Source organism: Arthrobacter sp. TmT3-37, from assembly GCF_054510835.1.
Map to the genome: position 1 here is coordinate 88458 of NZ_JBTNDU010000012.1, position 15016 is coordinate 103473.

The window sequence follows — 15016 nt, forward strand, 5'->3', positions numbered from 1 at the left end:
AATGGGCGCGAGGTCCCGGAGCCGGCCCTCAGCAGCGGGTCCCGTCCTCCGGCACCGTCCCGTCGATGAAGTAGGAATCGACGGTGTCCCGGATGCAGTCGTTGGACCGGCCGTAGGCGGTGTGCCCCTCACCCTGCCAGGTCACGTGCACACCGGACTCGAGCTGGTCCGCCAGCGCCGTGGACCAGGCGTACGGCGTGGCCGGATCACCGGTGGTGCCGATGACCACGATCGGGTCGGCGCCTCCGGCCTGCAGGGGGGCCGGGCCCAGCACCGGCGGATACGCCCACGGCGCGCACAGCACACCGCCGTAGGCGAGGAACCGGCCGAACGTCGGCGACGCCGCCACGAGCTCCTGCTCGTCGGCCCGCATCTGCGCCGGATCGCTCGTCATCGGGTAGTCGAGACAGTTCACGGCGAGGAACGCCGCCGTCGAATTCGTGGCGTAGGTCCCGTCCGGCCGGCGCTCCGCCGAGAGATCGGCGAGGCGCAGCATGGCGTTCATGTCACCCGCCAGGGCCGAGGCCACGGCCTGCGTCAGGGTGGGCCAGTTCCCGTTGTCGTAGAGCGGCAGGATGAACCCCTGGACGAACGTGCTGATCGGGACCAGCCGTCCGTCCTCGGCCCGCGACGGCTCGCGTTCGACCGCGGCGAAGAGGTCCCGGATCCGGGCAACGCCGTCGTCGACCGTGCCCGGATAGGGGCAGTCGGCGCCCTGCTGGCAATCGGCGACATAGGCGCGGAGGGCGTTCTCGAACCCGCTCGCCTGGCCGAGCGTGATGTTCTCGTTGCTCAGGGACGGGTCGATCGCCCCGTCGAGGACGAGCCGGCCCGCCCGCTCTGGGAAGAGATCGGCGTAGGTCGCCCCCAGCTGCGTCCCGTAGGAGAACCCGAGGTAGTTCAGCTTCTCGTCGCTGACCACGGCGCGCAGGATGTCCATGTCGCGGGCCGCCGACTCCGTGTCCACGAAGCCGAGCAGTTCCCCGGTGCGCTGGGCGCACAGGCCGGCGTACTCCTCCGCGTCGGCCGTCATGAGCGCCAGCAGCTCCTCCTCGGAGGCGTCCACGGGGTAGCTCTCCTGCCGCGCCTCGTCGAGCTCCGCGTCGGTGTAGCACTTCACAGCACTGGACCGGTTCACTCCGCGGGGGTCGAAGCCGAGGACGTCGAAGTCCTCGCGCAGTCGCTCACTCGTGACGTAGTCGAGCGAGTCCCTGACGATGTTGAAGCCGGAGCCGCCGGGTCCGCCGGGATTGACCAGGACGGTCCCCTGAGCCTCGCCCGTCGCATCCGAGCGGATGGCGGCGATCTCGATGCTGCTGCGGCCGGGGTCGCTGTAGTCCAGCGGGACCTCGATGGTGGCGCACGAGAAGGATCCCTCGCAGCCCTTCCACTGCACTTCCTGCGTGTAGAAATTGCGGAGGTCCTCGTCCACCTCGCCGATCGCGGCGGGATCGGCCGTCTCCACGCCGGTCGCGGGCGCTTCCTTCCCCGAGGGGGAGAACAGCGTGCAGCCGGAGAGCCCGAGCACGACGGCGGCGGACGCCGCGAGGAAGGCCATGCTCCGACGGCGCGGTGTGCGGTCGGGGGAGTCGAGCGGTCCGAGGGTCATCGGTCGAGGTCCTTCCGGGACAGGAGGCTCACGGTCATGGCTTCGATCGCGAGGAGCGGGGACACATTGGTGCTGACGAGGCGTGTGCGGACCTCGTTGATGGCTTCGAGCCGCAGGAGGGTGTCCTCGGAGCTCTCCCTGCGGGCGAACTCCTCGAGCTCGGGTCGCAGGGGCTCGTTGACGAGCGACTGCCCGCTGGAGAGCTGCAGCATGAGCACGTCCCGGTAGAAGGAGATGAGATCCGTCAGGGCGCGGTCGAAGTAGTCGTTCTTGGAACGCTTGGCGCGCCGGGTCTGGTCCTCCTCGAGGCGCTTGATCTGTGCCCGCATGGACGGCGGCAGGGTGCCGGTCTCCGGTGCCCCGAGGGTGGCGAGCAGTGCGGCCCGCTCCTCGGCGTCGCGCTGCTCGAAGGAGCTCTGCGCCTCCGCCTCGGCGAGTTTCACGAGATCCGCCGCGGCACGCATGGCTCCGGCGACGGAGCGCAGCGTCAGCGGCAGCCGGACGATCTGGTTGCGTCGTTCCCGCGCGCCGTCGTCGGTCGCGAGCCTCTTCGCCACCCCGACGTGGCTCTGCGCGGCCCGGGCGGCCGCTTCCGCCGTGGCGGGGTCGATGCCGTCGCGTGCCACGAGCAGGTCCGCGACGTCCTGCACCGGCGGCAGACGGAGTCCCACGGACCGGCAGCGCGACCGGATGGTGACGAGGACGTCGCCGGGACTGGGGGCGCAGAGCAGCCAGATGGTCCGCGGGGGTGGCTCCTCGATGGCCTTGAGCAGCACGTTGGTGCTGCGCTCCTGCATGCGGTCGGCGTCCTCGACGATGATGATCCGCCAGCGGCCGGTGGACGGCTTGTCCTGGGCCTTGCGGACGAGTTCGCGCGCCTCGTCGATGCTGATCGTCACCTTCTCGGTGGTGACGTTCGTGAGGTCGGCGTGCGTTCCCGAGAGGACCGTACGGCACGCCTTGCAGGTGCCGCAGCCGCGGTCGCCCAGCGACTCGCGGTCGCAGAGCAGCGCGGCCGCGAAGGCCCGGGCGGCGTTCGACCGGCCGGAGCCGGGCGGTCCCGTGAACAGCCAGGCGTGAGTCGGTGCGCCGGACTCGGCGGCCCGACGCAGCTGCTCGACCACCTGTTCCTGTCCGCGCAGCTCGGCCCACACGCCGGTCGCCGGGAGGCTGTGCCCGATGGTGCTCATGCCGCTACCCGGGGAAGCGCTCCGAGGATCGCCCGGTGGAGTTCCTCGGGCGTGTCGGACGCGGCCAGCACGAGATAGCGTCCGGGCTCCTGCCGGGCGAGGTCCAGGAACGCGGACCGGATGCCGGCGTGGAAACCGTCGGGCTCGGACTCGAGCCGGTCCTCCGCGGCGGCGCCGGCAGTACGGCGGCTGCGGCCCTCGGCCGGGTCGACGTCGAGCAGTACCGTCAGGTCGGGGCGGAGTCCGTCCGTGGCCCAGAGGTTCACGTCGAGCACGGCCTGTGCCCCGAGGCCGCGTCCCGCCCCCTGGTAGGCGACGGAGGAGTCGATGTAGCGGTCACACACGACGACGTCGCCGCGCTCCAGGGCCGGCACGATCACCTGCTGCACGTGCGCGGCACGGGACGCCGCGAACAGGAGGGCCTCCGTCCGCGCGTCGATCTCGCCGTGCCCGTGCTCGAGGACGAGGGACCGCAGTTTCTCGCCGATGACGGTGCCGCCCGGTTCGCGGGTGCGCACGACCGTGCGGCCGCTGTCCGCGAGCGCCCGGCAGAGCATCGCCGCCTGGGTGGACTTGCCGGCGCCGTCACCGCCCTCGAGCACGAGGAAGAGCCCGGGAAGCCCGTGCGGGAGGGGAAAGGTCACGCGCCAAGCCTACCGAGTGCGGAGGACGTTTACCCGCGGTAACACTCGCCCGGCACGTGCCGGTCCCACGGACCCGGCGCTAGGCTCGTGGAATGGCACTCGAGCTCACGGACCTGGCCCCGGACACCCTCACCGTCGCGGCAGGACGTCCTCCCCGCGAGCACGACTCGCCCGTCAACGCACCGATCGTCCTCTCGACGACGTACCACGAGACGCGCGCACCGGAGGCGGGCGACCGCATCTACGCGCGCGGCTCCAACCCCACCTGGGACCCCTTCGAGGAGGCGCTGGGCGCACTCGAGGGGGCGGACCTCCCCGCCCTCGTCTTCGGCTCGGGTCTCGGGGCGGCCGCCGCCGCGCTGTCCCTCGTGCCCACCGGGGGAGCCGTCGTCATGCCCCGCCACGCCTACGCCGGCTCGATCAGCCTCGCCGCGGACCTCGCCGCGCAGGGCCGCTTCGAGCTGCACGCCGTCGACATCGCCGACACCGCGGCGGTCCGCGCACTCCTCGACGCGCTCGCCGGGCGGTTCGACGCCGGCCAGGTCATGCTCTGGCTCGAGAGCCCCACGAACCCGATGCTCGAGGTCGCGGAGCTGTCCGTCCTGACGGACGCCGCCCACACGACCGGCGCCGTCGTCGTCGCGGACAACACCTTCAACACGCCCATCGTCCACCGGCCGCTCGAAGCCGGCGTCGACGTCGTCCTCCACTCCGTCACCAAGTGGCTGGCCGGCCACTCCGACGTCGTCCTCGGTGCACTCGTCACCTCGGAGGCGGATCTGCGCGCGCGGCTCCTGGCGCACCGCACCCTGCACGGCGCCATCGCCGGGCCGTTCGAGGTTTGGCTCGCCCTGCGCGGACTGCGCACGCTCGCACTGCGGATGGAGCGGAGCCAGTCCACGGCCGCGTCGCTCGCGCACCGGCTCGCCGACCATCCCGCCGTGCGCCGTGTGCGCTACCCGGGGCTGCCGACGGACCCGGGCCACGAGCGCGCTGCCGCCCAGTTCAACGGCTTCGGCGGCATCGTCAGCATCGAGCTCGAGGACGTCGCCACGGCCGACGCCCTGGTCTCGGCGGTGCAACTCTGGCTGCCCGCGACCTCGCTCGGCGGCGTGGAGTCGCTGGTCGAACGGCGACGGCGCCAGCCCGCCGAACCGGTCACCGTCCCGGAATCGCTCGTGCGCCTGTCGGTCGGTATCGAGAACCCCGACGACCTGTGGGCGGACCTCGAGCAGGCGCTCCGCCGTGCAGCGGGCGGGCGGGACGGCGGTCTCTGATCCTGCAGGGCGCCGCGGGCACGCCGGGCGGCGTCCCGGTGCGCCTCGGAGTGCAGGCCAGCTAAGCTGACTGCGTGGCTCTCGTATACGGCATCCAGTACTACCTGTACCTCGCGCTCGGCCTCGTGGCGCTGGGGATCGAGGTGTGGGCCTTCTCCGACTGCATCCGGCGTCCCGGGACGTCCTTCGAGGCGGCGTTCAAGCGGACCAAGGGTTTCTGGCTCGCCCTCACCGGTGGTGCCGTGGTCGTCGGACTGCTGTCGGCCCTCGGCGGCCGCGGCGGCTTCAACCTCTTCCAGCTGGTCGCCATCGTCGCCGCCTGCGTCTACCTCGCGGATGTGAAGCCCGCCGTGAGCCAGACCTCCGGCCGCGGCGGGAACCAGGGACCGTACGGGCCCTGGTAGGCCTCCGCTAGCCGGGCGCGACCGCGCTCCAGGCCACGGTCACCTCACCCAGCCGCCAGCGTGACGCGTCGCCCAGCAGCGGCCACCCGTCGCCCTTCATCGCACGGCACGTCTCGACCCACCGCTGCCGGTTCCCGAACGATGCGAGCGCTGCGGCATCGAGCCAGGCCCTGTCCAGGGCGCGCAGGTAGCCGTGGACGCGTTCGCCCTCGACGTTCCGGTGGATCAGCGCCTTCGGGAGACGTTCCGCCACATCGGACGGGAGCGTGAAGGCACCGAACCGGAGCGAGATGCTCAGCGACACCGGTCCCTCCGGATCGAGAGCCGCCCACGTCGACCGGCGCCCGATCTCGTCGCACGTCCCGTCGACGAACAGCCCGCCCGGCGCCAGTCGGGAGCGCACCTCGTCCCAGTAGGCCGCGTACTCCTCCTCGCCGTACTGCCGCAGCACGTTGAAGGCACGCACGAGAACGGGCCGCCGCCCGTCGAGCGGCAGTTCGAACCCGCCCTGCCGGAAGGCCAGGCCCGGGCGGGCGAGGGGTGCCGCCGCCGCCACGCGTGCCGGATCGATCTCGATCCCGACCACCTCGACGTCGTCGCGTACGGCCCGCAGGCGCATGAACAGTTCGACGGCGGTGACCGGAGCCGCTCCGTACCCGAGGTCGACGACGAGCGGATCGACCGCACGGCGGAGGCGGTACGCCTCGGGGCCGGCGAGCCAGCGGTCCACGCGGCGCAGGCGGTTGGGGTTCGTGGTGCCGCGCGTGATGGTCCCGAGGGGCTTCGGGGAACGGGGACGCGGGGGCACCCATCAAGGGTAGGACACCCGCTTAACACTGGGCGGAACAGGCCGCCTCCGGCATGACCCGTGCAGCGCGATACGGCAGACTAGGACGCATGACCTACACACTGATCCTGCTGCGCCACGGGCAGAGCGAATGGAACGAGAAGAACCTCTTCACCGGCTGGGTGGACGTGGCCCTGACGGAGAAGGGCCGCGAGGAGGCCACCCGCGGCGGCCACCTGCTGACGGAGGCCGGCATCCTCCCCGACATCGTCTACACGTCCCGGCAGAAGCGCGCGATCATCACCGCGAATCTCGCGCTCGAGGCCGCCGACCGCAGCTGGATCGACGTCAAGCGCAACTGGCGCCTCAACGAGCGCCACTACGGCGCGCTGCAGGGCAAGGACAAGGCCCAGACCCTCGCGGAGTACGGCGAGCAGCAGTTCATGGAGTGGCGCCGGTCCTACGACACCCCGCCGCCGCCCCTCGACGACGCCAGCGAGTACTCGCAGGCGAACGACCCGCGCTACGCGGACCTCGGCGACGACGTCCCCCGCACGGAGTGCCTCAAGGACGTCCTCGAGCGCTTCCTGCCGTACTGGGAGTCCGACATCACGGTGGACATCCGGGCCGGCAGGACGGTCCTGATCGCCGCCCACGGCAACTCGCTGCGCGCCCTCGTGAAGCACCTCGACGGCATCAGCGACAAGGACATCGCCGCGCTGAACATCCCCACCGGGATCCCCCTCGTGTACGAGCTCGACGAGGACCTCAAGCCCGTGAAGGCCGGTGGCACCTACCTCGACGCCGATGCCGCAGCCGCGGCCATCGAGGCCGTAGCGAACCAGGGCAAGCACTAGTCCCGACGCCCGGACAGGAACGACGGCGGTCCCCGCGGGGGCCGCCGTCGTTCTCGTCCTGTCCGGGCCTCCCGGCCCGGTGGATCAGCTCAGCGGTGCGCTGGGCTGCCACTCGCCCGTGACGAGGTAGGCGACCTTGCGGGCCACCGAGACGCCGTGGTCCGCGAAGCGCTCGTAGTAGCGGCTCGCGAGCGTGACGTCGACGGTCGTGGGCGCGCTCTCGTTCCAGTCCTCCGCGGCGACGGCCTTGAAGACGCTGGCGTGCAGCTCGTTCACGCGGGCGTTGGCGGCATTGATCTCGTTGCTCAGCTCGAGGTTGCGGGTCTCCAGGAGTTCGGTGACCTTGGCAGCGATCTGCACGTCCAGCTCGGCGAGCTCGTCGAACGTGGGCCGGATCCCCTCGGGGATGACGTTCGCGGGGAAGCGCAGCCGGGCGAGCTGCGCCACGTGGCGGGCGAGGTCGCCCATGCGCTCGAGCGATGCGCTCATCCGCAGGGCACCGACGATCATGCGGAGGTCGGACGCCACCGGCCCCTGGAGTGCGAGGACGTCGATCGCACGCTCGTCGAGGGAGTTCTGGAGGAAGTCGATCCGCGCGTCCGCGGCGATGACCTCCTGCGCGAGCTCGGTATCGGCACCCTGGAAAGCGCTGTTGGCCTTCTGGATGGCCTCGGACACCAGCTGCGAGATCTCGATCAGCTCCTCGCCGATCTGGTGTAGCTCGGCCTGAAAAACCTTGCGCACGTGGGCTTCCTTCCCTGGAAGTTCGAATCGACCGTTGTCACAGTTCCGCCGACGACACTTCCAGCCAGCGGTGAACTGTTTCCCCGCTTCCGATGAACGTTAGTTGAACCCCTTATCTATTGCCACCGGATCGGCCGGGACCGCCGGGGACAGCGCATAAGCTATGTCCGTGGACCCCCTTCTCCTGACGCTCGTGGCCGGGCTGGTCGGCCTCGCCCTCGGCGTGAGCGGCATGGCGGCGTTCCGTGCGAGCGAGGCACAGCGGCTCCGGCTCCTCTACGAGGACGAACCCACGCTGCCCGACGGCGCCGCGGAGGTCCTCTCGATCATCGGACGCGCGTACGTCATCGTGGACGCGATCGACGGCGTGGTCCGCGCGAGCCCGGCCGCGTACGCGTTCGGCCTGGTCCGGGGACACACCATGGTCCACTCGGAGCTGCTGGACCTCACGGCGCGCGTGCGGCGCGACGGCGTGATCGAGCAGCAGCAGCTCGAGCTGCCCCGCGGGCCGCTGGGGCAGGGCACCATCGTGGTCCAGGTCCGCGTCGCCGCCCTCGGCGCCGAGTACATCCTGATCCTCGCGGACGACCGCACGGAGATCACGCGCAGCGAGGAGATCCGCAACGACTTCGTCGCGAACGTCTCGCACGAACTGAAGACGCCGGTGGGTGCCATCTCCCTCCTGGCCGAGGCCATCGACGAGGCCGCCGAGGACGAGATCGCCGTGCGGCGCTTCGCCCAGCGCATGCACAAGGAGTCCGGGCGCCTGTCCGCGCTGGTCCAGGACATCATCGAGCTCTCCCGGCTGCAGGGCGCCGACGTCGTGCGCCGCGGGAAGCCGGTGGACGTCAACTCGGTGATCGCGGAGGCCGTGGACCGCAACAAGCTGCCCGCCGAGAGCAAGCAGATCGACATCGTGGTCGGCGGCTCCGTGGCGACGCCGGTGTACGGCGACCGCGAACTGCTCATGACGGCCTTCCGCAACCTCATCGACAACGCCATCCGCTACTCGCCCGAGGGCACGAGGGTAGGCGTCGGGGTCCGGGCCAGGGACGGACTCGTCCAGGTGTCGGTCACGGACCAGGGCTCGGGCATCACGCCGGAGGAGCAGGAGCGCATCTTCGAACGGTTCTACCGGATCGACGCCGCACGGTCACGGCAGACGGGCGGCACGGGCCTGGGCCTCAGCATCGTCAAGCACGTCGTGTCCAACCACGGCGGTGAGGTGACCGTCTGGTCGCAGGCCGGCCAGGGCAGTACCTTCACGGTCCGCCTGCCGGAGATGGAGGGGACCCCCGACGACGCGGTCGGCGACGCGGTCCCGGGTGGAGCCGCCGCGGCGGCTGCGGACCGGGCCGCGCAGGGGCCGGACAGGACGTCAGGGAAGAAGGACAGCGCCGCTGTCCATGAGCAGGGAGTCAAGGCTTGAGCCGCATTCTGATCGTCGAGGACGAGGAGTCGTTCAGCGACCCGCTGTCCTACCTCCTCGGCAAGGAAGGCTTCGAGGTGTCCGTCGTGGACAACGGCCTCGACGCCGTGACCGAGTTCGACCGCACCGGTGCGGACCTCGTGCTGCTGGACCTCCAGCTGCCGGGGCTCTCCGGGACGGAGGTGTGCCGCCAGCTGCGCCAGCGCTCGAGCGTCCCGGTCATCATGCTCACGGCGAAGGACGCCGAGATCGACAAGGTGGTGGGCCTGGAGCTCGGCGCCGACGACTACGTGACCAAGCCGTACTCGTCGAGGGAACTGGTGGCGCGCGTCCGGGCGGTCCTGCGGCGCCAGGGCGAGCCCGAGGAGCTGATCCCGAACACCATCCAGGCCGGACCGGTCCGCATGGACATCGAGCGCCACGTGGTCAGCGTCGACGGCGAACAGGTGGCGCTTCCCCTGAAGGAGTTCGAGCTGCTCGAGATGCTGCTGCGGAACTCCGGCAGGGTCCTGACGCGCGGCCAGCTCATCGATCGCGTCTGGGGCTCCGACTACGTGGGGGACACCAAGACCCTCGACGTCCACGTCAAGCGGCTGCGCGGGAAGGTCGAACCCGACCCCTCGAACCCCCGCTACCTCATCACCGTGCGAGGGCTCGGCTACAAGTACGAGCCCTGAGCCGCGCGGGGCTCCCGTGGTCCGGCGGGGAGCCAGGACCGGGACGCCCCGGTGCTGCGGCACGGACACTCATGCCCGCCTCCGATCGATCGGAGGCGGGCATGCGTGTCTGCGGGAGTGGGCGGAGGGCCTACTCGCCCTCTTCGGCTTCCTCGGTGGCGGCGGGCTCGCTCGGCCTCGGCGTGTAGCCGCCGGGGACGAATTCACGGTACTCCTCCAGCGTCCCGTCGAGCACGGGAACCTCGAAGGTCGCCTCCTCGCCCTCGACATCGAAGTCGACGTCGACGAGGGACCCCGGGAGATCCTCGATGCCTTCGAGGGTGGCGTCGTCCGTGGTCTCGTCCTCGAACGTGAACTGGCCCTGGCCCTCGATCGTGACGCTGGTGGCGGCGCCGCCGGCCTGGATGGACAGGTCCACGGGATCATCGCTCGTGTTGAAGACGGTGCCCACGAGGCGGCCGGCGGTCTCGTCGTCGCGGCCGACGATCAGGATGTTGCGCAGCAGAACCGGGCCGAGATCCTTCACGATGCCGTCCGACGCGGCGTACGGATCGGCCGTCGACTGGTCCGCGGTGAAGCTGCAGCCGGAGACGCCCAGCATCAGCAGCACGGCGCCGGCAGCAACGGCCTGCTGCGCTCGGTTCTTCGGTGCACAATTCACAGCACAAACTCCTGGGGGTTCAACAGGTGGGACAGGGACGTAATCCGGTGCGGACCTATCCAACAGACTATCGGCAACGGGCTCGAACCGTGGTGTCCGTTTCGTCGCACCCGCGCGTGGAGGATCACCAAAAGCACGTCCCGTCAAGAGGCGAATCATAGCCAAATGGGCTTGTTCCGGCGGCCTGACCTGCGAAAACGCGGGGTCGGGCGTGTCGTTGCCGTGATAAACTTACTGGCGGGAAAGGGGAAAGTCCACATGGTTTTTGAGGTCGGCGAAACAGTTGTTTACCCTCACCACGGCGCAGCGAAGATCGAAGAGATCAAGATGCGCGTCATCAAGGGCGAAGAGAAGATGTATCTCAAGCTCAAGGTGGCACAGGGTGATCTGACGATAGAAGTACCAGCAGAGAACGTTGACCTCGTAGGGGTTCGCGACGTGGTGGGCAAGGAAGGGCTCGAGCATGTGTTCGACGTCCTGCGGGCCGAATTCACGGAAGAGCCCACCAACTGGTCGCGCCGCTACAAGGCGAACCTCGAGAAGCTCGCGTCGGGCGACGTGATCAAGGTGGCAGAGGTCGTCCGCGACCTCTGGCGCCGCGACCACGACCGTGGGCTCTCGGCCGGGGAGAAGAGGATGCTCGCGAAAGCGCGCCAGATCCTGATCTCCGAACTCGCACTCGCGGAGAAGACCGACGAAGAGAAGGCGGCAAGCGTTCTCGACGAGGTCCTCGCCTCCTAGGAGTCGGACCGCACGGGAAGAGGGACCTTCGGGTCCCTCTTTTTTGTTGCTCTGTCATAGGGTGACGGAGTGTCCGAGAACAACGTGCCTCCTGCCGCCGATGCCCCGACGGGCGTCATCGTGGTGGCCGCCGGTTCGGGTCAGCGCCTCGGGCAGGGCATCCCGAAGGCCCGCGTCCTCTGCGGTGGCCGCACCCTCCTGCAGCACTCCCTGGAAGCGGTCGTGGCGTCGGGGGTCGCAGCGGTCGTCGTGGCGGTCCTGCCCGCCGGCGACACCGTGCTGTCCGACGTCGTCGCGCGCGCACAGCAGGCCTCCGGGGACTCCGGGCCGCGCATCTCGGCCGTGACCGGCGGCGCCACGCGGTCCGCGTCCGTGCGCGCAGGGCTCGAGGCCCTGCCGCCGTCGGTCGGCGTCGTCCTGGTCCATGACGCGGCCCGTGCCCTGACCCCGCCCGCGGTCTTCCAGCGGGTCGCCGCAGCTGTCCGATTCGGCGCACCGGCGGTGATCCCGGTGCTGCCCGTCGTGGACACGGTGAAGACTGTGGAGGGCGACGTCGTCACCGCGACTCCGGATCGCGCCACCCTGCGCGCCGTGCAGACCCCGCAGGGCTTCGCCGCCGACCGCCTGCGCGCTGCGCATGCCGGTCCCTCTGCGGGTGACCCCGGGGTCACCGACGACGCCATGCTGATGGAGGCGGGGGGCACCACGGTGCGCGTCGTCGACGGCGACGCCCTCGCCTTCAAGGTCACCACGCCCCTCGACCTCGTGGTCGCGGAGGCGGCGCTCGCGCAGCACACCGCGGCGCGGCCGGTGGCCGACCCCTGACGCACTCCCAGCCCCGCCCCACCGACCCAGCACAGGAGCGCACATGTATCTGAGTGAGCACGACCGTCTTCCCCGGACCGGGATCGGCGTCGACGTCCACGCCTTCGCCTCCGACGACGCCCCGCTCTGGCTCGCCGGCCTGCTCTGGGAGGGGGAACGGGGGCTGTCGGGTCATTCCGACGGCGACGCCGTCGCCCACGCGGCAGCCGACGCGCTGTTCTCCGCGGCGGGCGTGGGGGACCTCGGCACCCACTTCGGCACGGATCGCCCGGAGTACGCAGGCGCCTCCGGACATGCCCTCCTGTCCGCCGCCGCGGGAATCGTGAGGGAGGCGGGCTTCGACATCGGCAACATCGCGGTGCAGCTCATCGGCAACCGGCCCAAGTTCTCCCCCCGACGCGCAGAGGCGGAGGCGGCGCTGTCGGATGCCGCGCAGGCACCGGTCAGCATCTCGGCCACCACCACCGACGGCCTGGGCCTGACCGGCAGGGGAGAGGGCATCGCTGCCATCGCGACCGCCGTCGTCGTACGTTCCGCACACCGCCCGACGCCGGCGGGACCGGCAGCCTGACCGCCCCCGCCGGGTAATCTGGACCGGTGAGCCTGCGATTCTATGACACCGCCCGCGCCGAGGTGCGCCCCTTCGAGCCCCTCGAACCGGGCCGGGCGAGTCTCTACTACTGCGGGGCCACCGTCCAGGGCCTGCCCCACGTGGGCCACGTGCGGTCAGCGATCGCCTTCGACCAGCTCACGCGCTGGCTGGAGGCGCGCGGACTGCGGGTCATCGTCGTGCGGAACGTGACGGACATCGACGACAAGATCCTCGCCAAGTCCGAGGACTCGTTCCGCGAGGGGGCCGCGGAGCAGGACCCCTCGGTGGTGCCCGAGGAGCCGTGGTGGGCGCTCGCGTACCGGTTCGAGCAGGAATTCCACCGCGCCTACGCGGCCCTCGGCGTCCGACCGCCCACGTACGAGCCGCGCGCCACCGGACACATCCCGGAGATGCACGCACTCATCCAGCTCCTGATCGAGCGCGGTCATGCCTATCCGGCGCCGGACGGGTCGGGCGACGTCTACTTCGACGTCCGCTCCTGGCCCGCCTATGGCAGTCTGACGCGCCAGGACATCGACGACATGCAGGCCGCGCCCGACGCCGATCCGCGCGGCAAGAAGGATCCGCGCGACTTCGCGCTCTGGAAGGGTTCCAAGGACACCGATCCCGCGACCGCGTCGTGGACCAGTCCCTGGGGTACCGGCCGGCCGGGGTGGCACCTCGAATGCTCGAGCATGGTCACGAAGTACCTCGGGACGGAGTTCGACATCCACGGCGGCGGCCTGGACCTGCGCTTCCCCCACCACGAGAACGAGATGGCCCAGTCGCAGGCGGCCGGGCACGCCTTCGCCCGCTTCTGGATGCACAACGGGATGGTGACGTACGGCGGCGAGAAGATGTCGAAGTCGATCGGCAACACCGTCAGCCCCCGGGAGATGATCGAGGCGGCAGGCTCCCGCGTGGTCCGCTACTACCTCGGGCAGGCCCACTACCGCTCGGTCCTCGACTACCGCGCGACCTCGCTGCAGGAGGCGGCGTCCGCGGTGGCGCGGATCGACGGCTTCATCGCCAAGGCGTCCGCCCGCGTCGGCGCACCGGCGCGCGGACCCGTCAGCGCGGGAAGCCTGCCGCCGGAGTTCGCCGCCGCGATGGACGACGACCTCAACGTGCCGCAGGCCCTCGCGGTGCTCCACACCACCGTGCGCAGTGGCAACACCGCCCTGGCCGCCGGGGACGACGCCGCCACCCGGACCGGCCTCGCCGCCGTCGTCGCCATGACCGCGGTCCTCGGGCTCGACGACGCCGCGGACCCCGCCGCGCCGACCGTGGCGGGGGCGGGGGCGTCGAGGGCCCTCGACGCCTTGGTCCAGGACCGCATCGCCGACCGTGCGGCTGCACGGAGTGCACGGGACTGGGCGCGGGCGGACGCCATCCGGGACGCACTGGCGGCCGCGGGGATCACCCTCGAGGACTCGGCGGACGGCGTCACCTGGTCCCTCTCGGGGGACTGACGGCGGGGCGTCCGACGCCGTCCCGTCCAGGGCGGATCACGTCCGGATCGCGGATGCCGGGGCACTGCACCGGCTCCGCGTAAACTGGAGGGGATTCTTCTTCTATATAAAGGTGTTCTCTCCATGGCCAGTCACGGACGTCCAGGCGCGGTTCGCAAAACGAAAAAGGGCCCCACCATCGGCACCGGCGGCCACGGACGCAAATCGCTCGAGGGCAAGGGACCCACTCCCAAGGCGGAGGACCGCCCGTACCACAAGGCGTACAAGAACAAGGAGCTCTCGGAGCGTTCCGCGGCCAAGCGCGCCGGCGGGAAGAATGCCGGCACGGGCCGCACCAAGGGCAAGGCCGCCGAGGAGGTCGTGACCGGCCGCAACTCGGTGGTGGAGGCCCTCCGCGCGGGCATCCCTGCGAAGGCGCTGCACGTCGCGATCCGCATCGAGATGGACGACCGCGTGCGGGAGTCGCTGAAGATGGCGGCCGAGCGCGGCATCCCGGTCATGGAGACGGGCAAGCCCGAACTCGACCGCATGACGGACGGCGCGGTGCACCAGGGCCTCATGCTGCAGGTCCCGCCCTACGAGTACGCCGACGCGCTGGACCTCGTGGACGAGACGATCGAGCGGTACAGGCGCGGCCACATCGGGAACGCCCCGCTGTTCGTGGCCCTCGACGGCATCACCGATCCCCGCAACCTCGGGGCCATCATCCGCTCGGCATCCGCCTTCAGCAGCCATGGCGTCATCGTGCCGGAGCGGCGTTCCGTCGGTGTGACGGCGTCGGCCTGGAAGACCAGCGCCGGTGCCGCCGTCCGGGTCCCCGTCGCGCGCGTCGGCAACCTGAACTCGGCCCTGAAGTCCTTCAAGGACAAGGGCATCTTCGTCCTCGGGCTCGACGGCGACGGCGACGTCTCGCTGCCCGAGCTGTCCCTGGGCCGCGACCCCATCTGCATCGTCGTCGGCTCCGAGGGCAAGGGCCTGTCCCGGCTCGTCCGCGAGAACTGCGACCAGATCGTCTCCATCCCGATCGACTCCGCCATGGAGTCGCTCAACGCGTCGATGGCGGTGGGGATCACGCTGTACGAGGTGTCCCGCCAGCGTTCGGCCTGA

At 70.7% G+C, this 15016-nt stretch carries 16 protein-coding genes; 10 read left to right on the plus strand and 6 right to left on the minus strand.

The genetic code is table 11. From position 1 onward, the window contains the following. Window positions 1-28: 28 nt before the first annotated feature. Genes ACX80U_RS14280 through tmk form a run of 3 tightly spaced genes read right to left on the minus strand, consistent with a single transcriptional unit; the run spans window position 29 to window position 3443 of the window. The gene (locus ACX80U_RS14280) at window positions 29-1609 is read right to left on the minus strand and encodes an alpha/beta hydrolase (RefSeq protein ID WP_459268918.1); all 1581 of its coding nucleotides are present in this window, start codon (window positions 1607-1609) and stop codon (window positions 29-31) included. Beyond that, window positions 1606-2799 (minus strand): DNA polymerase III subunit delta', encoded by a 1194-nt coding sequence (locus tag ACX80U_RS14285; RefSeq protein WP_133080420.1) that lies wholly within the window; start codon window positions 2797-2799, stop codon window positions 1606-1608. The genes ACX80U_RS14280 and ACX80U_RS14285 overlap by 4 nt, the downstream gene beginning before the upstream one ends. Then, entirely contained in the window at window positions 2796-3443 is a 648-nt protein-coding gene (gene tmk, locus ACX80U_RS14290) for a dTMP kinase (protein ID WP_133080421.1), read from the minus strand. Before tmk ends, ACX80U_RS14285 begins: the two co-directional genes overlap by 4 nt. Window positions 3444-3535: 92 nt before the next feature. On the opposite strand from tmk, the gene ACX80U_RS14295 reads away from it, so the two are divergent. Next, a complete protein-coding gene (locus ACX80U_RS14295; protein ID WP_459268919.1) occupies window positions 3536-4720 on the plus strand; it encodes a trans-sulfuration enzyme family protein in 1185 nt (394 codons plus the stop codon). Window positions 4721-4794: 74 nt separating this feature from the next. Next, a complete protein-coding gene (locus ACX80U_RS14300) occupies window positions 4795-5124 on the plus strand; it encodes a DUF2516 family protein (RefSeq protein WP_133080423.1) in 330 nt (109 codons plus the stop codon). 7 nt (window positions 5125-5131) lie between these two features. Here the strand turns inward: ACX80U_RS14300 and ACX80U_RS14305 are convergent, their stop codons facing one another. Continuing rightward, window positions 5132-5932: a class I SAM-dependent methyltransferase gene (locus ACX80U_RS14305; protein ID WP_133080424.1), complete on the minus strand. Its 801-nt coding sequence runs from the start codon at window positions 5930-5932 to the stop codon at window positions 5132-5134. A gap of 89 nt (window positions 5933-6021) precedes the next feature. Here ACX80U_RS14305 and ACX80U_RS14310 point away from each other — a divergent pair, with 89 nt between their 5' ends. Continuing rightward, the gene (locus ACX80U_RS14310) at window positions 6022-6768 is read left to right on the plus strand and encodes a phosphoglyceromutase (RefSeq protein ID WP_208740538.1); all 747 of its coding nucleotides are present in this window, start codon (window positions 6022-6024) and stop codon (window positions 6766-6768) included. Window positions 6769-6852: 84 nt separating this feature from the next. On the opposite strand, the gene phoU is transcribed toward ACX80U_RS14310, so the two are convergent. After that, window positions 6853-7512 (minus strand): phosphate signaling complex protein PhoU, encoded by a 660-nt coding sequence (gene phoU, locus ACX80U_RS14315; RefSeq protein WP_133080426.1) that lies wholly within the window; start codon window positions 7510-7512, stop codon window positions 6853-6855. 163 nt (window positions 7513-7675) lie between these two features. Here phoU and ACX80U_RS14320 point away from each other — a divergent pair, with 163 nt between their 5' ends. Together ACX80U_RS14320 and ACX80U_RS14325 are read left to right on the plus strand one after the other, a co-directional pair. Further along, on the plus strand, window positions 7676-8941 hold the full coding sequence (locus ACX80U_RS14320) for an ATP-binding protein (protein ID WP_133080427.1): 1266 nt from the start codon (window positions 7676-7678) through the stop codon (window positions 8939-8941). Then, window positions 8938-9618, plus strand: coding sequence for a response regulator transcription factor (locus tag ACX80U_RS14325; RefSeq protein ID WP_133080428.1), 681 nt, complete (start codon window positions 8938-8940; stop codon window positions 9616-9618). The genes ACX80U_RS14320 and ACX80U_RS14325 overlap by 4 nt, the downstream gene beginning before the upstream one ends. 130 nt (window positions 9619-9748) lie before the next feature. Here ACX80U_RS14325 and ACX80U_RS14330 read toward each other — a convergent pair whose 3' ends face one another. Next, complete coding sequence (locus ACX80U_RS14330; protein ID WP_133080429.1) at window positions 9749-10279, minus strand: hypothetical protein; 531 nt, start codon at window positions 10277-10279, stop codon at window positions 9749-9751. Between the two features lie 258 nt (window positions 10280-10537). On the opposite strand from ACX80U_RS14330, the gene ACX80U_RS14335 reads away from it, so the two are divergent. The 5 genes from ACX80U_RS14335 (at window position 10538) to rlmB (ending at window position 15016) form a co-directional block, all read left to right on the plus strand. Then, window positions 10538-11020, plus strand: coding sequence for a CarD family transcriptional regulator (locus tag ACX80U_RS14335; RefSeq protein ID WP_028280415.1), 483 nt, complete (start codon window positions 10538-10540; stop codon window positions 11018-11020). A 69-nt stretch (window positions 11021-11089) separates the two neighbouring features. Beyond that, on the plus strand, window positions 11090-11845 hold the full coding sequence (gene ispD, locus ACX80U_RS14340) for a 2-C-methyl-D-erythritol 4-phosphate cytidylyltransferase (protein ID WP_459268920.1): 756 nt from the start codon (window positions 11090-11092) through the stop codon (window positions 11843-11845). 43 nt (window positions 11846-11888) lie between these two features. Then, window positions 11889-12416, plus strand: a complete 528-nt coding sequence (ispF, locus tag ACX80U_RS14345; protein WP_133080430.1) for a 2-C-methyl-D-erythritol 2,4-cyclodiphosphate synthase — start codon at window positions 11889-11891, stop codon at window positions 12414-12416. A gap of 26 nt (window positions 12417-12442) precedes the next feature. Then, on the plus strand, window positions 12443-13909 hold the full coding sequence (cysS, locus tag ACX80U_RS14350) for a cysteine--tRNA ligase (RefSeq protein WP_459268921.1): 1467 nt from the start codon (window positions 12443-12445) through the stop codon (window positions 13907-13909). Window positions 13910-14032: 123 nt separating this feature from the next. Next, the gene (rlmB, locus tag ACX80U_RS14355; RefSeq protein WP_133080432.1) at window positions 14033-15016 is read left to right on the plus strand and encodes a 23S rRNA (guanosine(2251)-2'-O)-methyltransferase RlmB; all 984 of its coding nucleotides are present in this window, start codon (window positions 14033-14035) and stop codon (window positions 15014-15016) included.